Origin of the sequence: Streptomyces sp. NPDC044571 (genome assembly GCF_040647115.1) — a bacterium.
In the GTDB taxonomy this organism is placed as follows: domain Bacteria; phylum Actinomycetota; class Actinomycetes; order Streptomycetales; family Streptomycetaceae; genus Streptomyces.
Genome location: NZ_JBEZBN010000013.1, coordinates 37,105 through 62,835 on the forward strand (window position 1 = coordinate 37,105; position 25,731 = coordinate 62,835).

General features: G+C 72.9%; 23 protein-coding genes. 9 read left to right on the forward strand and 14 right to left on the reverse strand.

Going from position 1 to position 25,731, the window contains the following annotated elements:
* Window positions 1-15: 15 nt before the first annotated feature.
* Both AB0B01_RS09535 and AB0B01_RS09540 read right to left on the reverse strand, forming a co-directional pair.
* On the reverse strand, window positions 16-693 hold the full coding sequence (locus AB0B01_RS09535) for a response regulator transcription factor (RefSeq protein WP_361714862.1): 678 nt from the start codon (window positions 691-693) through the stop codon (window positions 16-18).
* A complete protein-coding gene (locus AB0B01_RS09540) occupies window positions 690-1,835 on the reverse strand; it encodes a histidine kinase (RefSeq protein WP_361715070.1) in 1,146 nt (381 codons plus the stop codon). Before AB0B01_RS09540 ends, AB0B01_RS09535 begins: the two co-directional genes overlap by 4 nt.
* Window positions 1,836-2,141: 306 nt before the next feature.
* On the opposite strand from AB0B01_RS09540, the gene AB0B01_RS09545 reads away from it, so the two are divergent.
* Entirely contained in the window at window positions 2,142-2,693 is a 552-nt protein-coding gene (locus tag AB0B01_RS09545) for a hypothetical protein (protein WP_361714864.1), read from the forward strand.
* A gap of 7 nt (window positions 2,694-2,700) precedes the next feature.
* Here AB0B01_RS09545 and AB0B01_RS09550 read toward each other — a convergent pair whose 3' ends face one another.
* Window positions 2,701-3,273 (reverse strand): cob(I)yrinic acid a,c-diamide adenosyltransferase, encoded by a 573-nt coding sequence (locus AB0B01_RS09550; RefSeq protein WP_361714867.1) that lies wholly within the window; start codon window positions 3,271-3,273, stop codon window positions 2,701-2,703.
* Window positions 3,274-3,433: 160 nt separating this feature from the next.
* On the opposite strand from AB0B01_RS09550, the gene AB0B01_RS09555 reads away from it, so the two are divergent.
* The 4 genes from AB0B01_RS09555 (at window position 3,434) to AB0B01_RS09570 (ending at window position 7,772) form a co-directional block, all read left to right on the forward strand.
* Window positions 3,434-3,769, forward strand: a complete 336-nt coding sequence (locus tag AB0B01_RS09555; RefSeq protein WP_361714870.1) for a hypothetical protein — start codon at window positions 3,434-3,436, stop codon at window positions 3,767-3,769.
* Window positions 3,770-3,870: 101 nt separating this feature from the next.
* The gene (locus AB0B01_RS09560) at window positions 3,871-4,719 is read left to right on the forward strand and encodes a 3-hydroxyacyl-CoA dehydrogenase family protein (protein WP_361714873.1); all 849 of its coding nucleotides are present in this window, start codon (window positions 3,871-3,873) and stop codon (window positions 4,717-4,719) included.
* 164 nt (window positions 4,720-4,883) lie between these two features.
* Entirely contained in the window at window positions 4,884-5,207 is a 324-nt protein-coding gene (locus AB0B01_RS09565; RefSeq protein WP_133896866.1) for an STAS domain-containing protein, read from the forward strand.
* 186 nt (window positions 5,208-5,393) lie between these two features.
* Window positions 5,394-7,772 carry an ATP-binding protein gene (locus tag AB0B01_RS09570; RefSeq protein ID WP_361714876.1) on the forward strand — a complete coding sequence of 793 codons (2,379 nt, stop codon included), beginning with the start codon at window positions 5,394-5,396 and terminating at the stop codon, window positions 7,770-7,772.
* A 56-nt stretch (window positions 7,773-7,828) separates the two neighbouring features.
* Here the strand turns inward: AB0B01_RS09570 and AB0B01_RS09575 are convergent, their stop codons facing one another.
* Entirely contained in the window at window positions 7,829-8,272 is a 444-nt protein-coding gene (locus AB0B01_RS09575; protein ID WP_361714879.1) for a septum formation family protein, read from the reverse strand.
* 454 nt (window positions 8,273-8,726) lie between these two features.
* Window positions 8,727-9,398: an endonuclease NucS gene (gene nucS / locus AB0B01_RS09580; protein WP_361714882.1), complete on the reverse strand. Its 672-nt coding sequence runs from the start codon at window positions 9,396-9,398 to the stop codon at window positions 8,727-8,729.
* Window positions 9,399-9,617: 219 nt separating this feature from the next.
* On the opposite strand from nucS, the gene AB0B01_RS09585 reads away from it, so the two are divergent.
* Entirely contained in the window at window positions 9,618-10,010 is a 393-nt protein-coding gene (locus tag AB0B01_RS09585; protein WP_361714885.1) for an SCO5389 family protein, read from the forward strand.
* A gap of 217 nt (window positions 10,011-10,227) precedes the next feature.
* On the opposite strand, the gene AB0B01_RS09590 is transcribed toward AB0B01_RS09585, so the two are convergent.
* Window positions 10,228-11,247, reverse strand: a complete 1,020-nt coding sequence (locus AB0B01_RS09590; protein WP_361714888.1) for an LLM class flavin-dependent oxidoreductase — start codon at window positions 11,245-11,247, stop codon at window positions 10,228-10,230.
* 230 nt (window positions 11,248-11,477) lie between these two features.
* On the opposite strand from AB0B01_RS09590, the gene AB0B01_RS09595 reads away from it, so the two are divergent.
* Window positions 11,478-11,813: an ATP/GTP-binding protein gene (locus AB0B01_RS09595; RefSeq protein ID WP_361714891.1), complete on the forward strand. Its 336-nt coding sequence runs from the start codon at window positions 11,478-11,480 to the stop codon at window positions 11,811-11,813.
* 65 nt (window positions 11,814-11,878) lie between these two features.
* On the opposite strand, the gene AB0B01_RS09600 is transcribed toward AB0B01_RS09595, so the two are convergent.
* The 7 genes from AB0B01_RS09600 to mce form a co-directional block, all read right to left on the reverse strand.
* Window positions 11,879-12,766 (reverse strand): ABC transporter permease, encoded by an 888-nt coding sequence (locus tag AB0B01_RS09600; RefSeq protein ID WP_361714894.1) that lies wholly within the window; start codon window positions 12,764-12,766, stop codon window positions 11,879-11,881.
* Window positions 12,763-13,890: an ABC transporter ATP-binding protein gene (locus AB0B01_RS09605; RefSeq protein ID WP_361714897.1), complete on the reverse strand. Its 1,128-nt coding sequence runs from the start codon at window positions 13,888-13,890 to the stop codon at window positions 12,763-12,765. The genes AB0B01_RS09600 and AB0B01_RS09605 overlap by 4 nt, the downstream gene beginning before the upstream one ends.
* A gap of 218 nt (window positions 13,891-14,108) precedes the next feature.
* Window positions 14,109-14,885 (reverse strand): ABC transporter permease subunit, encoded by a 777-nt coding sequence (locus AB0B01_RS09610; RefSeq protein ID WP_361714900.1) that lies wholly within the window; start codon window positions 14,883-14,885, stop codon window positions 14,109-14,111.
* A gap of 2 nt (window positions 14,886-14,887) precedes the next feature.
* The gene (locus tag AB0B01_RS09615) at window positions 14,888-15,925 is read right to left on the reverse strand and encodes an ABC transporter ATP-binding protein (RefSeq protein ID WP_361714903.1); all 1,038 of its coding nucleotides are present in this window, start codon (window positions 15,923-15,925) and stop codon (window positions 14,888-14,890) included.
* Between the two features lie 115 nt (window positions 15,926-16,040).
* Entirely contained in the window at window positions 16,041-16,979 is a 939-nt protein-coding gene (locus AB0B01_RS09620) for a cellulose-binding protein (RefSeq protein WP_361714906.1), read from the reverse strand.
* A 193-nt stretch (window positions 16,980-17,172) separates the two neighbouring features.
* Window positions 17,173-21,708: a polarized growth protein Scy gene (gene scy / locus AB0B01_RS09625; protein WP_361714909.1), complete on the reverse strand. Its 4,536-nt coding sequence runs from the start codon at window positions 21,706-21,708 to the stop codon at window positions 17,173-17,175.
* A 313-nt stretch (window positions 21,709-22,021) separates the two neighbouring features.
* On the reverse strand, window positions 22,022-22,465 hold the full coding sequence (mce, locus tag AB0B01_RS09630) for a methylmalonyl-CoA epimerase (protein ID WP_361714912.1): 444 nt from the start codon (window positions 22,463-22,465) through the stop codon (window positions 22,022-22,024).
* A 137-nt stretch (window positions 22,466-22,602) separates the two neighbouring features.
* Between mce and AB0B01_RS09635 the strand changes: the two genes are divergently transcribed.
* Both AB0B01_RS09635 and meaB read left to right on the forward strand, forming a co-directional pair.
* On the forward strand, window positions 22,603-23,805 hold the full coding sequence (locus AB0B01_RS09635; RefSeq protein ID WP_361714915.1) for an acetyl-CoA C-acetyltransferase: 1,203 nt from the start codon (window positions 22,603-22,605) through the stop codon (window positions 23,803-23,805).
* Window positions 23,806-23,877: 72 nt separating this feature from the next.
* Complete coding sequence (gene meaB / locus AB0B01_RS09640) at window positions 23,878-24,837, forward strand: methylmalonyl Co-A mutase-associated GTPase MeaB (RefSeq protein WP_356849388.1); 960 nt, start codon at window positions 23,878-23,880, stop codon at window positions 24,835-24,837.
* A 311-nt stretch (window positions 24,838-25,148) separates the two neighbouring features.
* Here the strand turns inward: meaB and AB0B01_RS09645 are convergent, their stop codons facing one another.
* Window positions 25,149-25,727, reverse strand: coding sequence for a PepSY domain-containing protein (locus AB0B01_RS09645; protein WP_361714920.1), 579 nt, complete (start codon window positions 25,725-25,727; stop codon window positions 25,149-25,151).
* Between the last annotated feature and the right edge of the window lie 4 nt (window positions 25,728-25,731).

Consider the following 25,731-nt stretch of genomic DNA (forward strand, 5'->3'; position numbering starts at 1 on the left):
GGTCCAGACCTCCTGTCAGCCCGGCTCGCCGGAGTCCTGCTGGAGCCCCAACTCCCTTGCCAACACCGCCGCCTGGACCCGGCTGCGCAGCTCCAGCTTCCCCAGCAGTCGGCTGACGTGCGTCTTCACCGTCGCCTCCGCCATCTCCAGCCGCACCGCGATCTCCGCGTTCGCGAGTCCGTCGCCCAGGCAGCCCAGCACCTCCCGCTCCCGGCGCGTCAGCGAGGCCACCGCAGCGGCACGCTCGGGCGGCACGCAGGGCCGCACCGGCTGCGGGGCCGCGAACTCGGCGATCAGCCGCCGCGTCACCGCCGGGGCGATCAGGCCCTCGCCGCGTGCGACGGTCCGTACCGCCTCGATCAGCTCGGCCGCGTCCGCGTTCTTCAGCAGGAAGCCCGCGGCCCCCGCCCGCAGCGCGCCGAACACGTACGCGTCGAGGTCGAAGGTGGTCAGCACCAGGACGTCGGCCAGCCCCTCCGCCACCACCTGGCGGGTCGCCGACACGCCGTCCAGCCGCGGCATCTGCACGTCCATGAGGACGAGATCCGGCCGCATTTCCCGTGCCAGACGCACCGCCTCCTCCCCGTCCGCGGCCTCGCCCGCCACCTCGATGTCACCGGCGCTGCGCAGGATCAGCACCAGCCCGGCCCGCACCGCGCTCTGGTCCTCCGCCACCACCACCCGGATCGTCACCCGGTCACCGCCTTCTCCTCCGCGGGCAAGACCGCCCGCACCTGCCACACCGATCCCGCCCGGCCCGCCTCGAACCGGCCGCCCAGCAGTTCCGTCCGCTCCCGCATGCCGACCAGCCCGGCGCCCGAGCCGGGCGCGCGGGGGCCCGGCCGGTCCCCGTACGGCGACTCCACCCGTACGGTCAGCAGCCCGTCCGCATGCGACACCCCGACCCGGACCGTGCCCGGCGCCGCGTGCTTGAGGGCGTTGGTCAGCGACTCCTGCACGATCCGGTAGGCGGCCAGCTCCACCGGAGCCGGGACCGGCTGCCCGGGCGGCCGCTCGTCACGGAGTACGAAATCCAGCCCGCTCGCCGAGCCGTTGACACGGGCCTGCCCCAGCAGGGCGTCCAGTCCGGCGAGCGAAGGCGTGGCGGCCGGCTCCTGCTCGGCGCCCGCGTCCCGCAGCAGCCCGATCAGCCGGCGCATTTCGGCCAGCCCCTCCACGCTGTTCTCCCGGATCACCCCGAGGGCCTCGCGGCTGGTGGCGGGGGAGTCGATGGAGAGCGCGGCGGTGGAGTGGATCGCGATGGCGGACAGGTGGTTGGCCACCATGTCGTGCAGCTCGCGGGCCATCCGGGCGCGCTCGGCGACCACCGCCTGGTGGCGGTCCATCTCGGCCAGCAGCGCGGTCTGCTCGGCCCGCAGCCGGGCGGCCTCCGCGGCCTCGCGGTGGTTGCGCAGGGTGGCTCCGGTCAGGGCGGGGCCGAAGCTCACGATGCCGGTGATCACGCCGATCATCAGCGCCTGCGGGGTGCGCAGCCAGGCCACGGAGGCGATGGTGACGGCGGCGGTGACCAGGCCGGTGGAGACCGGTAGCCGGCGGGCCATCGAGGGTTTCCCGTAGACCACGGCCGCGTACATCAAGTCCGTGAAGATCAGGACGGTGCCCAGGTTCCCCACGGTGAACTGGTCGGCGATCACCCCGACCGTGCCGACGACCACCCCGACCCGGGGGGCGGTGCGGCGCAGCAGGCTGACGGCACCGAGGGCGAGGAGGGGGACCAGCGCGGCCCAGGCGGGGAAGAAGTGCCGGTTGCCGGTGCTGTAGATGCCGAGCCCCCACAGGACCACCCCCGCGAGGACGCTCAGCGCGGCGAGCAGGACGTCGTGGCGGTGCGGCCGGAAGACGGGGTGCGGCCGGAAGGCGGGGTGCGGCCGGAAGGCGGGGTGCGGCCGGAAGGCGGTCCGCGGCCGGAAGGCGCGGTGCGGGTCGGCGGTCCTGGTCACGGTCCCATCCAACACGGTCCGGGAAGGACGCGGCCTCGGCACAGCGGTGGAGAGCCGGGCCCCGGACTACACCGAAGGATGCAGTCGCTCTTCGTCTCCCGCGACGAAGAGGAGCACGGCGGCGGCCGGGACCCTGGGAGGAGTGGGCTTTTCGAGGAACCGAGCGGAAAGGGGAGCCACGTGCTCGTCGCCCTGATCATCGCCTGCGAGATCGGCTTCTGGGTGCTGCTGGCCGGCGGACTGGCCCTGCGCTACCTGGCGCGGATGCCGAAGCTGGGAGCGGCGGTCCTGCTCTGCGAACCCCTGCTGGAGCTGGCGCTGCTCGTGGCCACGACCCTGGACCTGAAGAACGGCGGGGAGCCGAGCTGGACGCACGGCCTCGCCGCGCTCTACCTCGGCTACACCGTCGGCTACGGCCCGTACACGGTGAAATGGCTCGACCGGCACGCCGCGTACCGGTTCGGCGAGGGGCCGAAGCCGCCCGGCCCGATGTACGGCAAGGCCCGGGCCGCCCACGAGTGGAAGCTGTGGGTCCGGACCCTGGCCGGAGCGGCCGTCGCGCTCGGACTGCTCCAGGCGGCGGTCTGGTACGTCGGCGACGCGGCGGACACCGGGGGGCTGCGGGCCTGGCAGATCGCCGCCCTGCGGGTGTTCGTCATCCACACCGTGGTCGCGGCGACCTACTCGATCTGGCCGCGCAAGGCCCCGGCGGGAGCCGGGCCCGCCCGCTAAGCGGTCTCTAGCGCTCGCCGCCGGGGACCCAGAGCACGTCCCCGACCTCCTTGTTCGCGGTCCGGGCCAGGATGAACAGGAGGTCGGACAGGCGGTTCAGGTAGGTGGCGGTCATCGGGTTCATCGTCTCGCCGTGCACCTCCAGCGCCGCCCAGGTGGAGCGCTCGGCGCGACGGACCACGGTGCAGGCCTGGTGCAGCAGGGCCGCGCCCGGGGTGCCGCCGGGGAGGATGAAGCTGCGCAGCTTCTCCAACTGCTCGTTGAAGCGGTCGCAGTCGGCCTCCAGCTTGTCCACGTAGAACTGCTCGACGCGCAGGGGCGGGTACTCCGGGTTCTCCACCACCGGGGTGCACAGGTCGGCGCCGACGTCGAACAGGTCGTTCTGCACCCGGACCAGGACCTTCACGACCTCCGCGGGCAGGCCGCCGAGGGCGATCGCGGTGCCGATGGCCGCGTTGGCCTCGTTGGCGTCGGCGTACGCCGAGATCCGCAGGTCGGTCTTGGCCGTACGGCTCATGTCGCCGAGGGCGGTCGTGCCCTTGTCGCCGGTGCGGGTGTAGATGCGTGTGAGGTTCACCATGCGGCCAGCGTAGTGAGCCGCCCCGGAAAACCCCACGCGCTCCCCGGCCGCCCTGCCCCATCGTCCCGCCGTGGGCCGGATCGGCCCGGAAGAGGGGATACGTACGGTTGGCAGACGTATTGCCCTCTGGCAGCGGGCCGAAACGGCGAAGTGGCCCGATGTGACGGCGGCCTTCCTCGCCGCGCGCCACCCCCGCGACTCGGCGGAGGCCGCCGAGGTGTGGGCCAAGGCTCGCGCGGTCCACGAGGCGCTGGAGCGGGGGGAGCCCGGCGCGGCGGACGGCGGCGCGGCGCTCTGGCTGCGGATCCGGGCGGCGATCGTCGCCCGCGGCCGGATGGCACCTCGACCTGGGCCAAGCGCCGGCCGCGGCGCGGGAAGCCGATCGGCTGGAGGAGCCGGAGGAGCGGATCCTCGGCGGGGGCCGTCGGTGACGGCGGGTGAACTCGGCGCCGGGAGCCGGGTGGTGGGCCGGACCGGTGTGATGTCCGTCATCTGAGACGTGACGCGTGTTACTTCACGGTCACACCGCCGCCCGCGAGCGCTAGTCTCCGCCGGAGAGGCTACGAGACCGGGCCGTTTGAGAACGAGGGGTGTGCAGTGGCTGGGAAGCTCGCCGTCATCGGTGCAGGGCTGATGGGTTCGGGGATTGCTCAGGTCTCCGCTCAGGCGGGTTGGGACGTCGTGCTGCGCGACGTCACCGACGCCGCCCTGACGCGCGGTACCGACGGCATCAAGGCCTCCTACGACAAGTTCGTCTCCAAGGGCAAGATGACGGCCGAGGACGCGCAGGCCGCGCTCGCCCGCATCAGCACGACCACCGACCTCGACGCGGTCGCCGACGCCGACATCGTCGTCGAGGCCGTCTTCGAGAAGCTTGAGGTCAAGCACGAGATCTTCCGCTCGCTCGACAAGCTCGTACGGGACGACGCGATCCTCGCGTCCAACACCTCCGCCATCCCGATCACCAAGATCGCCGCGGTGACGGAGCGTCCGGAGCGGGTCGTCGGCGCGCACTTCTTCTCGCCCGTCCCGATGATGCAGCTGTGCGAGCTGGTCCGCGGCTACAAGACCAGCGACGAGACCCTCGCCACCACCCGCGCGTTCGCCGAGTCGGTCGGCAAGACGTGCATCGTCGTCAACCGCGACGTGGCCGGCTTCGTGACGACCCGTCTGATCTCCGCGCTCGTCGTCGAGGCCGCGAAACTGTACGAATCGGGCGTGGCGTCCGCCGAGGACATCGACATCGCGTGCAAGCTGGGCTTCGGTCACGCGATGGGCCCGCTGGCCACCGCCGACCTCACCGGCGTGGACATCCTGCTCCACGCGACCAGCAACATCTACACCGAGTCCCAGGACGAGAAGTTCGCGCCGCCGGAGCTGATGCGCCGCATGGTGGACGCGGGTGATTTCGGCCGCAAGACCGGGCAGGGCTTCTACAAGCACTGAGCGATCGAGCGCCCTTGTTCGAATGCCAGCACCCGCACGGGTGAATTAGGTATCGGTTCGCTCACGGTCGGCAACTTCCCTGCCCGCGTGGCAGTCAGTTGCAGTGAGAGTTGTCGACCACGGACCAGTCGGACCATACGTACGCAGGACTGCCGGGAGCACACATGCACATCAGGGGCGACCACGCCGAACTCGCTGTCGGGGGCCGCCTCGACGTGCGCAGCGCGGCGGACGCCCGTACGGCCCTCCATGCCGCCCTCGACGACGGCCACGGCGACCTCGTCCTCGACCTCACCGGGCTCGACTCCTGGGACGCGACCGGCCTCGGCGTGATCATGGGCGCCCATCGGAGGGCCGGCCGGACGGGGCGGCGCCTCGTCCTGCGCGGGGTGCCGCCACAGATGCAGCGGCTCCTCGTCGCGACCCGGCTGCACCGGATCCTCGCGATCGAGGGCGGCCTGGAAGCGGAATCCCTCCCGCGGGTCTGAGGCCGGATTCCGTTTGCGTTTCCTGCGGAAACGTAACGGTCCGGTGGTGATGGCACCCCTGCGGTTCCCCGTAGGACCGGCCACCGTCTAGGGTTCGGGCGGAAACCGGACCAGTAGCGACAGCGGCATGTGCGAAGGCCGGGCGGCAAGACGGCGAGGCGCAGGGCGCGATCGGGGGACTTGGTCATGGACCGTACACAGGGGCAGGCCCATCCGCAGGAGCCTTCCACGGGAGCATCCGGGGCGGCGGAAGGACCCGTACCGCCGACGCCTGCGGCGTCCTCCGCTTCTTCGCCGACACCCGCGGCGCGGGTCGTCACCCTCACCGCCGGGGACTTCACCCTCACGGTCAATCCCGTCGACGGCAGCGAGATCGAGCCGCGCCGCCCCGGCACCGGCGGCGGCCGCCCGCCCAAGCGCGACGCGGCCTCCCGAACCGCCCAGGACGCCGCCGCCCGTCCGCCCGCCCTGCCCGGAGCTGTCGTCCCGGCCGCCCCGCTGCTGGGGCGCGAGGAGGAACGGGAGCGGCTTGTACGGCTGCTGGGCCGGGGTCGTTCCGTACGGCTGACCGGTCCCGCCGGATCCGGCCGCACCGCCCTGCTCGACGCGGTCGCCTCCGACTGCGCGGGCATGGCGCCCGACGGGGTCGTACGCCTCAGCGGCCACGGGCACCAGCAGCCGGGTGAGCTGCTCCACGCGCTGCACGCGGCCGTGTTCGAGGCCTCCCTGGAACGGCCGGAGCGGACCGAACTCCTCGCCCGCGTACGGGACATCGGCGCCATCGTGCTCCTCGACGACCTGGAGATGGGCGGGAGCGCCCTCGACGAGCTGCTGCGCGCCACCCCCGAATGCGCCTACCTGCTGGCCGCCACGCCCGATACCCGGGCCCCCTCCGACGACTCCCACCTGGAAGAGGTCTTCCTCGGCGGCCTGGGCCGCACCGAGTGCCTGCACCTGCTCGAAGCCGGGCTCGGCCGGGCGCTGACCGACGAGGAGACCGCCTGGGCGGCCGACCTGCGCTTCGCCTCCGAAGGGCTGCCGCTGCGCTTCGTGCAGGCGGCCGCGCTGCTGCGGCAGCGCGACGAGCTGAACCGGCTCTCGGCCGAGGACGACGACGAGGAGCCCGGAGTCTTCGAGGAACGGCCGCGCGACGCCGCCCAGGTGCCGCTGCCGACGCTGGCCGAGGGCGCGGCCCCCGCCGAGCTGCTGGCCTCGCGGGCCAGCGAATCGGCCCGGGCGGCGCTGCGGATCGCGTGCGCGCTCGGCGGTGAACTGCCGCACCACGCCCACCTGCCCGCACTGGTGGGGGACACCCACGCGGACGCGGCCGTCGCCGAACTCCTGGCCGGCGGGCTGGTGACCCCGGTCGGCACCCGGTACCGGCTCGCCGCCGGGGTGGCCCGGCAGCTGGAGGAGGCCGGCTACGGGGACACCGCGGCGGAAGAGGCCCGTACGGCGGCCCGCCACTACGCCTGGTGGACCGGGCACGCCTCGGTGGCCCCTGAGCGCGTCGCGGCGGAGGCCGACGCGGTGGTCGCGGCCCTCGCCGGAGCGGATGTGGTGGCCGCGGTGCTGCTGGCCCGTACGGCGGCGCCGGCCTTCGCGGCCTCCCGGCACTGGGAGGCGTGGGAGCGGGTGCTCCGCTCGGGCGCGGAGGCCGCGCGCAAGGCGGGAGAGGTCGCGGAGCAGGCGTACTTCCACCACGAGCTCGGGGTGCTCGCGCTGTGTGAGGGCCGGCTGGACCGGGCGCGCGCCGAGCTGGAGGCGTCGATCGGGCTGCGGGGCGCACTCGCGGACAAGCGGGGCACGGTCGCGGGGCGGCGGGCGCTGGCGCTCGTCGCGGACCGGGAGGCGGCGGGCGTCCAGGTGTCGCCGCCGCTGCGCCTGGAGCCGCCTGCGGCTGCGGCGGCTTCGCCGGCGGCGCGGTCTTCGGAGGCCGTGACGGCGGCCCTGCCGGTGACCGCGCGCGTGGCGCCGGTGGTGCCGGTGATCAAGCGGGCGGAGCCGTCGACGCTGTCCGAGGTGTTCGAGGAGGCCTTCCCCCTCAACCCGAAGCCGGCGCCCGCCCCGATCGCCAGGCCCGAGCCGCCGGCCCGGGAGTCGCGCCGCAAGCCGGTGCTGCTGGCGGCGGCGGGGGCGCTGACCGTGGCGGTGCTGGGCACGGTGGTGAGCCTCGCCATGTCCTCGTCGGACTCCGAGGCGCCGACAGGCGGTGGCCCGGCGGTCTCCTCGACCCCTGCGTCGTCCCTGCCGGGGACACCGGAGAGTGGCGGGAACGTTCCTGCACCGGATCCTGGGGCACCGGCCGGGGACGCCTCCGAGCCGGCCTCCCCGGAACCGGGCCTCAGCCCGGACCCGAACCAGTCGCCCCGCACCCCGTCGCGCAAGCCGGCCACGGGGCCGACGCCCCCGTCCCGCACACCCTCGACCACGGGGTCGAGGCCCACGTCGAATCCGCCGAGCCCGGACCCCAAGCCGACGCCGTCCACGGACCCGACGACCCAGGCTCCCCCGACCACGCCGCCCCCCACGACCGGCCCCGTCGGCAGCCCGTCGAGTACCTGAGGGCCCGCCCCCCGGGCCGGTGGAAGCCGCCTCCCGCCCCCCTCCCCGGCGGCGGCTCAGGAGCCGGGGACGCGGACCGAACCGGTGCTCGGGCCGCCGCTGTCGGCGACGAAGCAGGTCACCTCGCGGTCGCCGGCGTCCCAGCTGTTGGAGTCCGCGGTGTAATAGGAGGACCCCAGCGATTCCGGGAGCTTCGCGGCCTCGCCCACGTAGTCGGTGAGCGCCGTGCCGCCGCACTTCTTCTCGGCGGCCGCGAAGACCGCCTCCTTGCCCGGGTACGGCCTGTCGTCCAGGTCGAAGACGCCGTACACCTCGGCCTTGTGGGACTGGTCGCACGGCACGACGCGCACCGTCAAGGCGGCCTGGGCGCCGTTCGGGTTCTTGTAATCCGCCAGATCGTCGTCCGTGTTGAAGCAGCCCCCCACGCGGACGTCCGACACGTCGGTGGAGCCCGGGGCGGTGACCTTGCCGCTGCTGTCGCGCTCCGGCCGGAACGCCACGATGGCCAGCCGGTTGGTCTTCCGGGACGACGGCGCGCACCAGCCCTGCTGTCCGGCGGGCGGCTGCGCGTACCAGCCCTGCTGTCCGGGGGCGGCGGCGCGTACGGTCCCTGCGGTCCGCCCCGGGTCCGGGCGGCCCGGGCGGCCCCTGGCCTCCCCCGCGCGGGTAAGGCTCGGGGGACGAGGGGGGTTGCGGTGGTGTGGACATGCGCGTGCCCTCCTTGCAAGGAGGTGAGACGCAGCCGGCAGCCGGGCGCATGAGGCCCGGCCCGGGTCGGATCGCGCGCAGCCGGCATGAACGGGCGCCGACGGAGACCGCTCCCTGTCCGGGGCGGCCTCGACGCCGACGGCGGACGGCCGAGCCGGGTCGCGCCGACGCAGGCGCCCCGATGGACAGTTGTGCGCGGTGCCACTACCACGCCACGGCCGGACCTACCGCCCGGCGAGCCGGGACTCAGAACAGGCGGAGCTTGTCGTCCTCGATGCCGCGCAGGGCGTCGTAGTCCAGGACCACGCAGTCCATCCCGCGGTCAGCGGCCAGCACACGGGCCTGCGGCTTGATCTCCTGCGCCGCGAACACGCCCCGCACCGGCGCCAGGTGCGGATCCCGGTTCAGCAGTTCCAGGTAGCGGGTCAGCTGCTCGACGCCGTCGATCTCGCCGCGGCGCTTGATCTCCACCGCCACCGTCCCGCCGGAGGCGTCCCGGCACAGGATGTCCACCGGGCCGATCGCCGTCATGTACTCGCGCCGGATCAGGGTGTAGCCCTCGCCCAGCGTGTCGATCCGGTCCGCCAGCAGCTCCTGCAGGTGCGCCTCGACGCCGTCCTTGATCAGGCCCGGGTCGACGCCCAGCTCGTGGGAGGAGTCATGGAGGACTTCCTCCATGGTGATGATGAGCTTCTCGCCCGCCTTGTTGACCACCGTCCAGACGCCGGCGTCATCCCCGCTCCCCTCCTTGAGGGTGCACGGCGGCGACATCCAGTTGAGCGGTTTGTACGCCCGGTCGTCCGCGTGGATCGAGACACTGCCGTCGGCCTTCACGAGGATCAGACGGGGTGCCGAGGGCAGATGGGCGGTGAGCCGGCCCGCGTAGTCGACGGAGCAGCGGGCAATGACGAGACGCATGGTCGGCAACGCTACTCGACCGACCCGCCTCCACGCGATTCGCCCCCGAAAGCCCCCTTCGCCGATGGCGCGTTGTATGCGCATTCTCCTGGTGCGGCACCCGAGGGGCGCCTACCGTGGTGAGCGGGAGGTTGCCGAGCGTGCACGCTGCGTCGCGGCCTCCTTCCCTGCCCGTAAGACTCCGGCAACCCAAACGCCGGGGTCGCGAGAGGAGAACCCATGTCGCTCGACGTCTCACCGGCCCTACTCGAACAGGCCGAGCGAGGCGAGGTCGACGAAGCCGCTTTCGTCGACTGCGTCCGGACCTCCCTGCCCTATGCCTGGGAGATGATCAGCTCGCTGGTGGCCCAGCTGAAGGTCGACGGTGGAGAGTTCGCCGACAACCAGACGCCGCCGCCCGACGAGCAGGCGCGCGGGCAGCTGCTGCGCGCCCTCGCGAGTGACGCGATACGTGGTGCGCTGCAGCGGCACTTCGGGGTCCGGCTGGCCTTCCAGAACTGTCACCGTGTGGCCGTCTTCCCGCTGGATGCTTCGGTGGACGACAGGCTGGCCAAGTTCACGTCGATCCGCGGCCAGCTGCTCAACCAGTCGCCGGAACTGCGGGACTGCTAGGACCGGACGCACCACCAGCCGGACCAGCCGTACCAGTAGGACCAGCAGGAGAAGCCCGCACCAGCAGGGCCGAGCCGGACCGGCACAGCGCGGTCCGACCAGGCCACCCGCGCCACCGCGTCATCCGCTCCACCCGCAATCCCCGTACTCCGCTGCCGCTCCGTATCCATCGCGGGAGGTGCACTGATACCGGAGCGGCAGCAGTTCCGGCCGGCTCTCAGCCGAGGCGGGGCAGGACCTCGGCGCCGAGGCGCCGTACGTTCTCCTCCGTCGCGGCGAGATCGCCCGAGCCCTCCGTCAGCAGCGCGAACCGCGTGATGCCAGTCCGCTCGGACGTCGCCGCCAAGCGGTCCGCGGCCAGCCGCGGGGTCCCCACGGGATGCAGATCACACAGCAGCTCCGTGTAGGCCACCGGGTCCCGCATCGAGCGCAGCCGCCCGTCCACCGTCACGTGTGCGTCCAGTCCCTGTTTCAGCCAGCCCGGCATCGATTTCATCAGCGTTTCCCGGGCGTCCACCGTCCGGTCCGCCAGCTGGCACACGCCCGCCGACACGTGCGGAGCGTCCGGCGAGTGGCCCGCCGCCGCGGCCGTACGCCGGTACAGCGCTACCATCTCCGCCTTGTCCTCGTCCCCGCAGTGCATCCCGAGCAGCATCGGCAGCCCGCGCTCCGCGGCCAGCCGGACCGACGCGGGGGAGGTGCAGGCGACGATCACTTCCGGCCCGGATCCGTCCCCGTCCAGCGCCTCCGACGGGCGCGGTACGACAGCCACCTCGCGGAAGCCGTACCGCTCGCCGGCAGCCGAGACCCGCGGCTGCGCCAGCCAGCGCCGCAGCAGGTCCAGTGCCTCCGGGAAGCCGTTCTCGTACGCGTCCAGGCCGCCCCCGAACACCTCCAGGTCCACCCACGGCCCGCCCCGGCCCACCCCCAGGGTGAACCGGCCCCCCGCGGTGAGGTGCAGCAGCGCCGCCTGCTCGCCGAGGGCCACCGGATGCGCGGTCGGCAGTACGCTCACCGCCGTGCCCACCCGCAGCCGCCGGGTCCGGCCCAGCAGCAGGGCCGCCAGGGTCACCGCCGAGGGGCACACCCCGTACGGGACGAAGTGGTGCTCGGCGAGCCAGACCGCGTCGAGACCGGCCTCCTCGGCCACCTCGGCGGTCCGCACCGCCCGGTGCAGCGCCTCCCCCTGCCCCTGACCCGGGAACTGGGCCGCCAGTACAAACGCTCCTACGCGCATCGCCCTTAGCCTCCTCGTGGCTGACGCGGCCTCCCCCAGGTGGACCGGTTCTTCTGACGGCAACAACGTCTGACACGTGCCAAAGGCACGGCCTGACAGGAAAGTTATTGGGATAGTCAGGCCAGTCACCGCCCTCCGGGCGGCCTCTGTCAGCCACCCTGCGGGTACCCGTCCTCGCTGCGCGTAGTCTGGGAGAAAGTCACTTCCGTCCGCCCATTCGTGAGGTATACGTGTCACCGCGCCACAACCGCCCCAGGGGCGGCGGGAATCCAGCCGACCGACCGGACCCGGGCGCGGGCGGCCTGGACCGGTTCGGGCTGGAACGGACCGAGGAGTACCAGGGCGAGGAATGGAAGGTCCGGCACGTCGCGGGCGCGAGCGCGGCGGGCAAGCGCTACCGCTGCCCGGGCTGTGACCAGGAGATCCCCTCGGGCACCCCGCACCTGGTGGCGTGGCCGGAGTACGGCGGCGTCGACGACCGCCGTCACTGGCACAAGGCCTGCTGGAACGCGAAGGACCGCCGCACCTCGCGGGTGCAGCGGTCCCGTAACGCCCCGCGGTACTGACGGGGACGGCGCGCCGAGACGCGGTGCCGGGCGCCGCGAGCCCGGCCCGGTCGGCGAGCCACCCCCTAGACGTCCCGGCGGCCGACCACCACGTACGACGCCGCCACCGCGGCTCCCGTCACCACCGTGATCAGCAGCATCTGGGACAGAGTGCCGGGCAGCGACTCGGTGTCGGGGCCACCGCCGTTCGCCATGCCGAACAGCTGCATCAGCGCCACCGGGGCGTTGTGCTGCAGGACCGCCGTCCCGAGCGAGGCGGTGGCCTGCCAGGCGCTCAGTATTCCGCCGACCACCGGCGGCAGGGTGACGACGCCGATCATGACGGCGATGGCCCCGGCCGAGTGCCGTACGAGCGCCCCGACGGCCAGGGCGAGCACGCCCAGCAGCGTCACGTAGACGCAGCCCGCGAGCCCGGAGACCCACTCGTGGCCGGAGTGCGCCCCCGCGGCGGGGCCGCCGTGCGCGATGGCCGCGGCGACGCCGACCACGAAGACGGACCCGGCGGTGGCGGTGAAGCAGGCGAGGGCCGAGACGAGGTATTTCGCCGTCAGCACGCGGTAGCGGTCCGGGGCCGCGGTGAAGGTGGTGCGGACCAGCCCGGTCCCGTGCTCGGAGGTGATCGTCAGCACCCCGAGCACCATCACCGAGAGCTGCCCGATCAGCAGCCCGAAGACGGCCGGCGTGGTGAACGGCATCTCGTTGTAGTTCTCGTCGCGGGTCTGCGAGATGGCGAGCAGGCCGACGCCGACCACGAGCAGCACCAGCGAGCCGAGCGTCCACACCGTGGAGCGCACCGAGATCAGCTTCGTCCACTCCGAGGCGAGCGCGTGCCCCAGATGCGGGCGCGGCGTCGGAAGCGGCGAGCTGTAGGGCTCGGCCGCGGTCACGGGCGTCGGGCGGCCGGGCGTCGGGTGGCCGGGCGTCGGGTGGCCAGTCATCGGGTGGCCGGTCATCGGGTGTCCTTGCGGGTGTCTGCGGTGGTGTTCCGGGCGGCTTCGGCGAGGTCGGCTGCACTGCCGGGCATCAGGAAGGGCCGGCCGCCGGCTCCGGGCGGCGGGGGAGCGAAGAACCCTTCCTGCGGGATCTGCGGCGCGGGCGCCTCCTCCTCCCACTCCGGGACGCTCAGCGGCTCGGGCTCCCACAGTTCGGCCCGCGGGTCCTCGGTGGAGGTGTACTCGACGGAGGACTGGGTCATCCGCATGTAGGCCTCCTCCAGCGAGGCCCGGTGGGGGGACAGTTCCCACAGCCGTACGCCGGCCCCGTGGGCGAGGTCGGAGATGCGGGGCAGCTCCAGGCCGGTCACGCGCAGTGCTCCGTCGGTCTCCTGGAGCACCCGGCCGCCCGCCTCGGTCAGGGCCGTCGCCAGCGTGTCCCGGCCATCCCGATCGGTGTCGGCCGCCCGCACCCGTGCGAATCCGGCCGAGTTGTGCGTGATGAACTCCTGGGTGCCCATGTCGGCCAGGAGCCGGCCCCGGCCGATCACGATGAGGTGGTCGGCGGTCAGCGCCATCTCGCTCATCAGGTGCGAGGAGACGAAGACGGTCCGGCCCTCGGCGGCGAGCTGCCGCATGAGGTTGCGGACCCAGAGGATGCCCTCGGGGTCCAGCCCGTTGACCGGCTCGTCGAACAGGAGCACCTGGGGGTCGCCCAGCAGGGCCGTGGCGATGCCGAGCCGCTGGCCCATGCCGAGCGAGAAGCCCTTCGTACGCTGGCGTGCGACGTGCTGGAGACCGACCACGGCGAGGACCTCGTCCACCCGCTTCTCCGGGATGCCGGAGAGCTGGGCCACCGAGAGCAGGTGGGTGCGCGCCCGCCGGCCGCCGTGCACGGCCTTGGCGTCGAGCAGGGCGCCGACGTGCCGCTGGGCGTTCGGCAGCTCCCGGAAGGGGAGGCCGTTGATCGTGACCCGGCCGGAGGTGGGCCGGTCCAGACCGAGGATCATGCGCATGGTGGTGGACTTGCCGGAGCCGTTGGGTCCCAGGAAGCCGGTGACATGACCTGGCCTGACCTGGAAGGACAGCTGGTCGACGGCGGTCTTGGCGCCGAAGCGCTTGGTCAGGCCGACTGCCTCGATCATTGCTCTGCCCCTTGCCGGACGGACGGTTTTCGTCCGAGTAAGGGTTAAGAGGATATCGAGGGGGTTCCGGTTCCGCCCGCGTCCGATCCCTGAGCCTCCCCTGAGACCGACCCGGGGATGACCCGTAGTACGGGCGGTGTCCGCCCTGGGGCGGATCGGGGCGCGGGGTCCGCCGTGAGACGGACCCCACACCTCCCCACCACCCCGGCGGATTGCCGTCAGGCGTCGCGCTTCCTCAGCACGAGGTAGCCGCCGAGCACCGCGGCGAGCACCCACAACGCCATGATCCCGAAGCCGCCCCACGGGCCGTACGGCGCCTCGGCACTGTCCATCGCCCCCGGGACCGTCTGCATGATCTTGGAGCCGGCCTGGTCCGGGAAGTACTGGGCGACCTTCCGGGTGGCGCTCACGGCTCCGAGGATCGTCGAGACGAGGAAGAAGAACGGCATCAGGATGCCGAGGGAGAGCATCGAGCTGCGCAGGACCGTCGCCACGCCCATCGAGAAGAGGGCGATCATGGCCATGTAGAGCCCGGCGCCGACCACCGCGCGCAGCACGTTGGGCTCGTCGATGCCGATGCTGTGGTCGCCGAGGATGGCCTGTCCGAGGAAGAAGGACAGGAAGCTCGTGACCAGGCCCACGACGAGTGCCAGCGCGGTCGCCACGAGCAGCTTGCCGAACAGGAACTGTGCGCGCCGCGGGACGGCGGCCAGCGAGGTGCGGATCATGCCCGAGCCGTACTCGGTGCCCACGACCAGGACCCCGAAAACGATCATGGCGAGCTGGCCGAGGGTCATGCCGGCGAAGCTGGCCAGGGTCGGGTCGAAGGTGAGCTGCTGCTCCTGGGGCATGTCCGTGAAGGTGGCGTTGAAGACGGCGCACAGGCCGGCGCTCACGCCGACCGTGACCACGAGCGCGGCGACCAGCGTCCACGTGGTGGAGGCCACCGTACGGATCTTGGTCCACTCGGACCGGAGCACTGCGGGGAAGGACATGGTCACTGCCCGCCCTTGCGCTTCGCCTCGAAGCCGGAGCCCCACGCGGGGGCGTCCTCGGCCGGGCCCGGAGCGGCCGGGACGGCGGGGGCGCCCGGGGCCTGCGGGGCTCCCGTGGCCTGCGGGGCTCCCGGCGCGTGGGCGTGGTACTCGACGGAGTCCGCCGTCATCCGCATGAATGCTTCCTCCAGTGACGCCCGTTGCGGGCTGAGTTCGTGCAGCACGATCCCGTGCTGTGAGGCCAGTTCGCCCAGCTGCTCCGAAGCGACCCCGTCGATCTCCAGCGCACCGGTGCCCGGGACGCTGATGGCGGTGATGCCGGCCTGGTGCAGGACGTCCTTGAGCCGCTCCTGCTGCGGTGAGCGGAGCCGGACGTAACTGCGGGAGTTCTGGTGAATAAAATCAGCCATGGACATGTCGGCCAGAAGCTTTCCCTGGCCGATGACGATCAAATGGTCTGCCGTCAGCGCCATTTCGCTCATCAAGTGGGAGGAGACGAAGATCGTCCTCCCCTCGGCGGCCAGGCCCTTCATCAGATTGCGGATCCAGAGAATTCCCTCCGGGTCCAGACCATTGACGGGCTCGTCGAACATCAGGATCTCCGGGTCGCCGAGCAGCGCAGCGGCGATTCCCAGCCGCTGGGCCATACCCAGCGAAAATCCTTTCGACTTCTTCTTCGCCACCGGCGTCAGGCCCACGAGATCCAGTACCTCGGTGACCCGGCGCTCGGGGATCCCGTTCGACTGGGCAAGGCAGAGCAGGTTGTTGTAGGCGCTGCGGCCGCCGTGCATCGCTTTCGCGTCCAGCAGCGCACCGACGTGCTTCAGCGGTTCCGTCAGGTCCCGGTAGTGCCTGCCGTCGATCCTGACCGTCCCGCTGGTCGGGTTGTCGAGGTCGAGCATCATGCGCATGGTCGTGGACTTCCCCGCCCCGTTGGGGCCGAGGAAGCCGGTCACCACCCCCGGTCTGACCTGGAAGCTGAGGTGGTCCACGGCGGTCTTCGCGCCGAATCGTTTCGTAAGGCCCTCAAGCTCGATCATGCGCCTCACGCTAGAACGCCCGAGGGCCTTATGCCACCTCAAAGACGTGGCATAAGGCCCTCGGGCAGGTGCCCCTCGACAGGACGGAGCGGCCGGTGCGCGAACGACCGGCGAACTAGCGGCTCTGCTGCGCCGGAACGCCCCGGGTCACCGGCTCGTCGTCGATCGGGGAGCCGGCGGCCGCGACGGCCGCACCGGTCAGCGTCGCCAGCATCTCGCGGACGTTGGTCAGCTGGGCGTTGATGGAGTCGCGGCGGTTGGTGAGCGCCGCCAGCTCGCGCTCGGACTCGCTGCGGATACGGTCCGCCTTGGCGTTGGCGTCGGCCACGATGTCCTCGGCCTGGCGCTGCGCGGTCTCCACGGTCTGACGGGCCCGGCGCTCGGCGTCCGTGCGCAGCTTCTCCGCCTCCAGGCGCAGCTGCTCGGCGCGGTGCTCGATCTCCGCGAGGCGCTTCTCGGCCTTGGCCTGACGCGAGGCCAGGTCCCGCTCGGACTGCTCGCGGCGCTTGGCCAGGTTGGTCTCGAAGTCCGCGGCGGCCTGGGCGGCCTTGGCGCGGGTCTCCTCGAACAGGGCGTCGGCCTCCTCGCGCTTGGAGGCCGCGTCCTTCTGCGCCTCGGCGCGCAGGGTGGCGGCGTCGCCCTTGGCCTTCTCGACGATGCGGACGCCCTCGTCCTCCGCCTTCGTCTTGCGGTCGGCGGCGAACGACTCGGCGTCGTTGCGCACCTGCTGGGCGGCCGACTCGGCCAGCTCGCGGTGCTGCTCGGCCGCCCGACGGGCCTCCTCCCGCAGGTCCTTGGCCTCTTCCTCGGCGAGGCGCAGGATCTTTTCGACCCGGGCGCCGAGACCCGCGTAGGACGGCTCGGCGTCGCTCACCTGGGCCTGGGCGTTCTGCGTTTCGAGGTGCAGCTCCTCGATCCGCTTTTCCAGGGCATTGATACGTCCAAGGGCGCTGTCGCGGTCCGAGACCAGCTTGCTGATGCGGTCGTCCACCTGACCGCGGTCGTAACCACGCCGCACGAGCTCGAAGCCGAAGGGGGAGGAAGTGTCGCTCATGGGGTTCCTGTCGAATGAGACCGATGAGGTGCTACGTGAGGTGTTGGGGGAATCCTAGGCGCCCGAGCGGCGTGTCATCGAGTCAATCCCGGTTTGATCTGGACAATGACACCCCTTTTGAGTGGCAAGGCGACAGAATGCTTATCACTCGTTCGTGTGAACCTTCATCAGGAACACACATCTCCCACCGTGACTAGCTGTCCGACGCCTTACCACCTGAACGAGTGGAACCCGCGGTCGCCCCGGCCTTCACACCCCCCGCCCCCTGGCCGCCGATCGCCGGCTTCCCGCCACCCGAGGGCGCCTCGAATGATTCCAACGCCTCAAGAACGTCCTGGACACGGGAGATCTCCGCCTGAATGTCCTCGCGCCTGCGCACCAGGACCTCCAGCTCGCGCCGCCCCTCCTCGACGAGCCGTTCGGCCTCCGCCTTCGCCTCCGCGAGCGCCTGCTCGGCCTGACGCGCCAGCTCGGCCTTCTTCTGCTCGGCCTCCTTCAGCAGCGCCTCCGCCTTGCGGACCGCGGCGATGCGGACCTTGCTCGCCTCGCTGCTCGCGTCCGACACCAGGGCCTTGGCCTTGGCCTCGGCCTCCACGCTCTGCTCGGTCGCCGCACGGACCAGCTTGTCCACGCGCTCGCCGGCCGACTTCATCTGCTCGGCCGACTCCCGGCGGGCCCGCTCGTGCAGCTCCTCGACCTCGGACTCGACCCGGGCGCGCAGCTCCTCCGCCCGCTCCCTTATGGCCGCCGCGTCGGAGCGCGCGCCGACCAGCAGCTCGTCCGCGTCCGTACGGGCCTTCTCCACCAGGGAGTTGCCCTCGACCGTCGCCTCCGAGGTGATCCGCACGGCCTCCTTGCGGGCGGCGTCGACCATCGCGTCCGCCTGCTCCTCGGCCGCCGTCGTCGCCGCGAGGGCCTGCTTCTGCGCCTCGGAGGCGAGCTTGTCCGCCTCCGCCGCGGCCTCGGTGATGAGCCGGTCCACCTGCTCCGCGGCCTCGGTGCGCCGCTTGTTGGCCTCCTCGCGGGCCTCGTCCAGCAGCCGCTCGGACTCGGCGCGGGCCTCCGTACGGGTGCGCTCCGCCGCGGCCGCGGCCTCGGCCTTGACCCGCTCGGCCTCCGCGCGGGTCCGGGTCGCGTGCTCCTGCGCCGAGGACAGCGCCTCCGACGCCTCCGCCCGTAGCCGTTCGGCCTCGGTGGCCGCCTCGCCGACGGTGCGCTCGTTGTCCTTGCGGGTCTGCTCGGTGAGCTTGTCCGCCTCCGTCGCGGCCTCGGTGATGAGCCGGTCCGCCTGCTCGGCGGCCTCGCTGCGCAGTCGGCCCGCCTCCGCGCGCGCTTCGTCGAGGGTCTGCTCGGCCTCCCGTTCGGCGGCCGCCAGCGTCTCGTTCGCCGCGACGGTGACCCGGTCCGCCTCCGCGGTGGCCTCGCCGATGATCCGGCCGCCCTCCGCCCGGGCGTCGTCGAGGACCTGGGCCGCCTCGGCCCGCAGCCGGTCGGCCTCCGCCGCCGCCTCACCGATCGTCAGCTCGTTGGCCGCACGGGTCTCGTCGACCAGGCGGTCGCCCTCGGTGCGGGCGTCGACCAGGATCCGCGCCGAGTCCCGCTCGGCCGCGGCCAGCGTGTCGGCCGCCTGCTTGGTGAGCCGCTCGGCCTTCGCCGTCGCCTCGCCGACCGTCGCCTCGTTCGCCGCGCGCGTCTCCTCGGTGAGCCGCTCGGCCTCGGACGCGGCCTCGGTGATGAGCCGGTCCGCCTGTTCGGCGGCGTCGCTGCGCAGCCGGTTCGCCTCCGCGCGGGCCTCGTCCAGCGTGTTCGCCGCCTCGGCGCGCGTGGCGTCCGCGGCCGCGACCGCCTCGGCGGTGAGCCGCTCCGCCTCGGCGGTGGCCACCTCGACGGTGGCCGCGTTCGCCGCGAGCGTCTCCTCGGTGATCCGCTCGGCCTCCGCCGTCGCCTCGGCGACGATCCGGCCGCCCTCGGCGCGGGAGGCCTCCAGGGACTCCGCCGCCTCGCCGCGGATCCGGTTCGCGTCCGCGCGGGCGTCGGCCCGGGTCCGCGACGCGTCGCGCTCGGCCGCGGCCAGTGCGTCCGTGGCCTCCGTACGCACCCGCTGCGCGTACTCGGCGGTGTCGCTGCGCAGCTGCTCCGCCTCGGCGATCGCGTCGCCGACGGTCCGCTCGGCCAGCGCCTTCGCCGCGTCCGTCTCGGCCCGCGCCTCGCTGCGGATCCGGTTCGCGTCCTCGGTTGCCCGCTCGCGCTCCTCGTAGGCGTCCTTGCGGACCCGGCCGGCCTCCTCCTCGGCCTCCGTCCGCGTCCGCTCCGCGGCGTGCTCGGCCGCGCTGCGCAGCCCGGCGACCTCCTCCTCGGCCTGCTCGTGCAGACCGGCCACCGCATCGCGCACCTGCTGGGCGGTGGCCTCGGCCGCCGAAACCAGCTCCGCGGCGCGCCGCTCCGCCTCCTCGGTCAGGCGGGCCGCCTCGGCCTGCGCCTCCTCCGAGCGCCTGCGGGCCGCGGCGAGCAGCTCCTCGCTCTGCTCGCGGGCCTGCGCCCGCTCGTTGTCCGCGTCGGTACGGGCCGACGCCAGGGTCTCCTCGGCCTCCCGGCGACGCCGGGACGCCTCCTCGGCGGCAGCGGCCAGCGCCTCGGCCGCCTCCTCGGCGACCCGTTCCGCGGCGGCCTTGGCCTCCGCGCGCAGCCGGTCCGCAGTCTCCTGCGCCTCGGAGCGCACCCGCTCCGCCTCGGCCTCGGCCTCGCTGCGCAGCCGTACGGCGATCTGCTCGGCCTCGGCCCGGACCCGACCGGCGTCCTGCGCCGCTTCGGTGCGCAGCTGCTCGGCCTCCGCCTCCGACTGCGCCTGGAGGGTGCGGATCCGCTCCGCCGACTCGGCGCGCAGCCGGTCGGTCTCCTCGGTGGTCTCCCGGCGGATGTTCTCCGCCGCACCGCGGGCGTCGCGCAGGGTCTGCTCGGCCGTCGACAGCCGGCTCTCCGCCTCCGCGTGCAGGCGTACGAGCTCCTCCTCGGCCTCCGTCCGCTTCGCGGCGAGGGCCTGCTCGGTCTCCTCGCGCCGCGCGCGGGCCGCCGCGTCCGCCTCGGTGCGGACGGCCTCGGCCTGCTCCTCGGCCTCGGCGCGCAGCCGGTCGGCCTCGGCGCGGGTGCGCTCCAGGGTCTCCTCGGCCTGCCGGCGCAGGGTGGTGGCCCGCTCGACGGCCTCGGCGCGGACCCGCTCGCTCTCGGCGCTCGCACCGGCGCGCAGCTCGTCCGCGTCGGCCTTGGCCTTGCCGAGCAGCTCCTCGGCGGTCTTCGCCGCTTCCTCGATCTGCTGGACGGCCTCACGGCGGGCCTCGCCGCGGATCCGCTCGCCCTCGGCGACGGCCTCGGCGCGCAGCTGCTCGGCCTCGCCGCGCAGCCGCCGCGCCTCCTCCTGGAGTTCGACCGTACGGGCCCGGTACTCCTCGGTGTCGTCCTTGGCCGCGCCCTTGAGCTCGTCGGCCGTGGCTGCGGCCTGGGCGCGCAGCCGCTCCGCCTCCGCCTCGGCCTCGCGGCGGATCCGCTCCGCCTCCTCGGACGCGGCGCGGGTGGTGGCCTGCGCGTCCTGCGAGGCCTTGTTCAGTACGTCCTCTGCCGTCCGGGCGGCCTTCGCGAGCTGGGCGGCGGTGTCCTCCGCCGCCGCGGCGCGGGCCTGCTCGGTGGCCTCGGTGCGCAGCCGCTCGACCTCGGCGCGGGCGTCGGCGAGGGTCTGCTCGGCCTCCGCCTTCAGGGTCTCGGCCTCCTTGGTGGCCTCGCCGACCAGCCGGGCCACCTGCTCCTTGGCGGTGCGGGTGCGCTGCTCGTTGACCGACTCCGCCGAGGCGAGCTGGCGGGCGGCGCTCTCCTTGGCCTCCGCGAGGACCTTCTCGGCCTGGGCGCGTGCCTCGCGCAGGGCCCCGTCGGCCTCCTGGATCCGCTGCTCGGCCACCCGGCCGAGGTCCAGGGTCTGCTGCCGGGTCAGCTCGGCCTCGGCGGTGGTGCTCGAACGCAGCCGCTCCGCGTGCTCGGTGGCCTCCTGGGCCTGCGTGGAGGCGGCGGTCAGCAGCCGCTCGGCCTCCTTGCGGGCGCGCAGCAGGGTGGCCTCGGCCTCGGCGCGGGCGGCCTCCGCGTCGGCGGCCAGCCGGCGCCGGGTCTCCTCGGCGACGCGGGCGGCCTCGGCGCGGGCGGCGTTCAGGGACTGCTCGGCCTCGGCGCGGGACTCCTCCATGAGCCGGCGGGCCTGGGCCTCGGTACGGGCGCGCAGCTGCTCGGCCCACGCCACGTTCTCGTTGACGTGCGCCTCGACGGTCTGGCGGCGCTCGTTGAGTTCCTGGTCGAGCCGCTGGCGCCGGTTGACGGCCTCGGCGTGCAGCTCGGCCTGCAGGCGGGCCTGGTGCTCCGCGTGCTCCTGGAGGATGCGCTGGGTCTGCGCCCGGGCGTCGCGCAGCTCGCGCTCGGCGTCCGAGCGCATCTGGTCGGCCTGGACCTGGGCATTGCGGAGCAGCTGCTCGGCCTGGTAGCCCATGTCCGCGCTGTCGTAGGCGGGGCGGGACGCCAGAGCGCGCCGTACCTCGTGGAGCTTCGCACGCAGCACCTCGACCTGGTAACCGAGGTCCTCGGCGTGCTGGACGGCCTTCCCGCGCTCCTTCTTCAGCCGCTCCATCTCGGCTTCGAAGCGCGTGAGATGGTCGGCTTCAGCCTGATGGCTCTCCTGGCTTTCGTAGCCCCGCACAGCGCGGTCCCATCCGTCCCCTGGTCGCAAGCTCACTCCCAAATGAGCACCGTCCGCCCGCTGAACGGCGCCCCCGGGGGAATGGTGTCAGATACCGGGGCAGGGGTCACAGGCCCCGACCCCGTCTCCGCACCGAACCCCGGCCGAGCCACGGCCACTCTACCGGCCGGGGAATCGGGACATCAGTGCGCTGGTGCACGGATCGTCCGCTTCCGGTATGCGGACGTCCGGTTTGTGATCAAGAAGAAACGGAAGAAGCGGGGCGGGGTGCTCGCGGACCGGGACCTTCCCGGCCCGCGAACCCCTCGCGCCGTCAGTGCCCGGCGCCGGCCTCCTGCGGGGCGGAGGTGACCAGTTCCGTGAGCACCCCGTGGCAGTCCTTGGGGTGCAGGAAGGTGATGGAGGACCCCATCGAGCCGGTGCGCGGCTGGTCGTACAGGACGCGCACGCCCTTGCCGCGGATGGCCTCGGAGTCGCCCTGGACGTCCTCGGTGCCGAAGGCGATGTGGTGGACGCCCTCGCCGTTCTTGGCGAGCCACTTGCCCACCGCGGAGTCCTCGCGGGTGGGCTCCAGGAGCTGGAGGTAGGAGGCCCCGCCGTCGGAGGTCTCGTTGATCTTGAGCATGGCCTCGCGCACACCCTGCTCCTCGTTGACCTCGGTGTGGAACACCTCGAAGCCGTACGTGGCACGGTAGAACTCGACGGTCTTGTCGAGGTCGAAGCAGGCGATCCCGATGTGGTCGATTCTTGTCAGCATGGGACCAGTGCACCGCCGAGGAGGGTTGTCACGCAACGTGCCAGCGATCACACCGACTGCCCGGTGACGGCGCGGGTACCGCTCAGTACATTCAGGTAAACCCTCGTTCACTCCTCATCTTCAAGGGGCTGTGCCTCATGTCCGGAACGAACAACACCACGTCCGTGATCGTCGCCGGGGCCCGCACGCCCATGGGACGGCTGCTCGGCTCGCTGAAGTCCTTCTCCGGCGCCGACCTCGGCGGCTTCGCCATCAAGTCCGCCCTGGAGCGGGCCGGCATCGCCGGCGACCAGGTCCAGTACGTGATCATGGGCCAGGTGCTGCAGGCCGGTGCGGGCCAGATCCCCGCCCGCCAGGCCGCCGTCAAGGCCGGCATCCCGATGAACGTGCCCGCGCTCACCATCAACAAGGTGTGCCTCTCCGGCCTCGACGCGATCGCCCTGGCCGACCAGCTGATCCGCGCCGGCGAGTTCGACATCGTGGTGGCGGGCGGCCAGGAGTCCATGACCAACGCCCCGCACCTGCTGCCGAAGTCCCGCGAGGGCTACAAGTACGGCGCGATCGAGATGCTCGACGCGATGGCCTACGACGGCCTGACCGACGCCTTCGAGAACATCGCGATGGGCGAGTCCACCGAGAAGCACAACACCCGCCTCGGCATCGAGCGCGCCCCGCAGGACGAGTTCGCCGCCGCCTCGCACCAGCGGGCCGCGGCCGCCCAGAAGAACGGCGTCTTCGAGGCCGAGATCACCCCGGTCGAGATCCCGCAGCGCAAGGGCGAGCCGGTCGTCTTCTCCCAGGACGAGGGCATCCGCCCCGAGACCACGGCGGAGTCCCTCGGCAAGCTGCGCCCCGCGTTCGCCAAGGACGGCACCATCACCGCCGGCACCTCCTCGCAGATCAGCGACGGCGCCGCAGCCGTCGTCGTGATGAGCAAGGCCAAGGCCGAGGAGCTGGGCCTGGAGTGGATCGCCGAGATCGGCGCCCACGGCAACGTGGCCGGCCCCGACAACTCCCTCCAGTCGCAGCCGTCGAACGCGATCCTGCACGCCCTGAAGAAGGAGGGCCTGGAGGTTTCCGACCTGGACCTCATCGAGATCAACGAGGCCTTCGCGGCGGTCGCCGTGCAGTCAATGAAGGACCTGGGCGTGACCCCGGAAAGGGTGAACGTCAACGGTGGCGCCATTGCCCTCGGCCACCCGATCGGCATGTCCGGTGCCCGTGTGGTGCTGCACCTGGCGCTGGAGCTGAAGCGCCGCGGCGGCGGGGTCGGCGCGGCCGCGCTGTGCGGTGGCGGCGGCCAGGGCGACGCCCTGATCGTGCGCGTCCCGAAGGCGTAACCCCCTGCGGACCGGTGCCGGCGCCGGCACCCGTACCCGTACCCGTAGCGAGAACCGAGGAGCGCAGCACGTATGACGGTGGACGTCCCCCAGCTGGTGGCCCAGGCGCGTGAGGGCCGGCCCAGAGCGGTGGCCCGGCTGATCTCCCTGGTCGAGGGGGCGTCCCCGCAGCTGCGCGAGGTGATGGCGGCCCTGGCCCCGCTCACCGGCGGGGCGTACGTGGTGGGCCTGACGGGATCGCCCGGTGTCGGCAAGTCCACGTCCACCTCGGCGCTGGTATCCGCGTACCGCAAGGCGGGCAAGCGGGTCGGCGTGCTCGCCGTCGACCCGTCCTCGCCCTTCTCCGGCGGGGCGCTGCTCGGCGACCGGGTGCGGATGTCGGACCACGCCTCCGACCCGGGGGTCTACATCCGCTCCATGGCCACCCGCGGGCACCTGGGCGGTTTGGCCTGGGCCGCCCCGCAGGCGATCCGCGTCCTGGACGCGGCCGGCTGCGAGGTGATCCTGGTGGAGACGGTCGGGGTCGGCCAGTCGGAGGTGGAGATCGCCTCCCAGGCCGACACCTCGGTGGTGCTGCTGGCCCCCGGGATGGGCGACGGGATCCAGGCCGCGAAGGCGGGCATCCTGGAGATCGGCGACGTCTACGTGGTGAACAAGGCGGACCGGGACGGCGCGGACGCCACCGCCCGGGAGCTGAACCACATGCTGGGCCTCGGGGAGTCCCGGGGCGCGGGCGACTGGCGTCCGCCGATCGTCAAGACGGTCGCCGCGCGCGGCCAGGGCATCGACGAGCTGGTCGAGGCGCTGGAGAAGCACCGGGCGTGGATGGACGAGCGGGGCGTGCTGGCCGAGCGCCGGACGGCCCGGGCCGCGCGCGAGGTGGAGACCATCGCGGTGACCACCTTGCGGGCCCGGATGGCGGACGTGCACGGGGACGCCCACCTGGGCGCCCTGGCGGGCCGGGTCGCGGCGGGCGAGCTGGACCCGTACACGGCCGCCGACACGCTGCTGGCGACGCTGACCGAGGCCTGATCCGGATCCCGGGTCAGGTCCCTCAGGGACCTGAGGGACCTGAGACCCGAGGGCCGGAGGGCGAGGCGTCTGGGAGGCCGGTACGCGAGAGCCGCGCCCCGATCGATCGGGGCGCGGCTCTCGTACGTCTGTCAGCGGACCGGTCAGGCGTTGGGACGCTTGCCGTGGTTCGCCTTCTTCTTCTTGCGTGCTCGCTTCTTGTTGCCGCGCTTGGCCATGAGCCACTCCCTCGAAGATCGGGGTAAACCGGGCGCTCGCCAGTCTAGGGTCGGCCGCACCCGTCCGCATCAGAACCCGCGGACCGGCGGGCGTCAGTCGTTGTCGTTGTCGTTGTCGCCGTCCGAGTCCGAGCCGGACACCGAGGCCTTCCCCGACGCGGGGTCGACGTGCACGTGGGTGGTCTTGTCGCCGTTCTTGACCTCGACGTCCCAGTACCGGGCGCCGTTGTCGTCATCGTCGTCCCACTGCACCGACCAGACCTGGCCGGAGTGCGCGGCGAGGGCGGCCTTGATCGCCTTCTGGGCGGTGACCTTCGCGGCGACCAGCGCCTTGTTCCCGCCGTCGTCGCTGTGGTCGTCGGCGTTCTCGGTGAACACCTTTCCGCTGCGGGAGTCGACCGTCAGCTCCGCGTGCTTCCCCTTCTTGCCGATGACGTCGACGTGCCAGACGGCGTCGTCCCTGTCGACGGATTCCACGACACCCGGGTACTTCTTCAGCGCGGCCGCTGCGGCCCCCTCGGCGTCCACGTCGGCGCGGGCCGCCGCCGAGACGGGGGCGGTTCCCGCCGCGTCGGCGGTGTGCGCGGCGGCGACCGCGGCCGCCGCCGGGCCACCGATCATCAGCGCCACGGCCGCGGCCGACGCGACGTACGCCTTGTGCTTGCGGTGCATGCTG

Coding starts and splice junctions, on each gene's coding strand:
- AB0B01_RS09610 (WP_361714900.1), bottom strand. CDS start 14,885: ATGTCCTTCCCCGCAGTGCTCCGGTCCGAGTGGACCAAGATCCGTACG.
- meaB (WP_356849388.1), top strand. CDS start 23,878: ATGACGGTGGACGTCCCCCAGCTGGTGGCCCAGGCGCGTGAGGGCCGG.
- AB0B01_RS09600 (WP_361714894.1), bottom strand. CDS start 12,766: ATGACCGGCCACCCGATGACTGGCCACCCGACGCCCGGCCACCCGACG.
- AB0B01_RS09565 (WP_133896866.1), top strand. CDS start 4,884: ATGCACATCAGGGGCGACCACGCCGAACTCGCTGTCGGGGGCCGCCTC.
- AB0B01_RS09615 (WP_361714903.1), bottom strand. CDS start 15,925: ATGATCGAGCTTGAGGGCCTTACGAAACGATTCGGCGCGAAGACCGCC.
- AB0B01_RS09635 (WP_361714915.1), top strand. CDS start 22,603: ATGTCCGGAACGAACAACACCACGTCCGTGATCGTCGCCGGGGCCCGC.
- AB0B01_RS09590 (WP_361714888.1), bottom strand. CDS start 11,247: ATGCGCGTAGGAGCGTTTGTACTGGCGGCCCAGTTCCCGGGTCAGGGG.
- AB0B01_RS09620 (WP_361714906.1), bottom strand. CDS start 16,979: ATGAGCGACACTTCCTCCCCCTTCGGCTTCGAGCTCGTGCGGCGTGGT.
- AB0B01_RS09570 (WP_361714876.1), top strand. CDS start 5,394: ATGGACCGTACACAGGGGCAGGCCCATCCGCAGGAGCCTTCCACGGGA.
- AB0B01_RS09605 (WP_361714897.1), bottom strand. CDS start 13,890: ATGATCGAGGCAGTCGGCCTGACCAAGCGCTTCGGCGCCAAGACCGCC.
- nucS (WP_361714882.1), bottom strand. CDS start 9,398: ATGCGTCTCGTCATTGCCCGCTGCTCCGTCGACTACGCGGGCCGGCTC.
- mce (WP_361714912.1), bottom strand. CDS start 22,465: ATGCTGACAAGAATCGACCACATCGGGATCGCCTGCTTCGACCTCGAC.
- AB0B01_RS09550 (WP_361714867.1), bottom strand. CDS start 3,273: ATGGTGAACCTCACACGCATCTACACCCGCACCGGCGACAAGGGCACG.
- AB0B01_RS09645 (WP_361714920.1), bottom strand. CDS start 25,727: ATGCACCGCAAGCACAAGGCGTACGTCGCGTCGGCCGCGGCCGTGGCG.
- AB0B01_RS09585 (WP_361714885.1), top strand. CDS start 9,618: ATGTCGCTCGACGTCTCACCGGCCCTACTCGAACAGGCCGAGCGAGGC.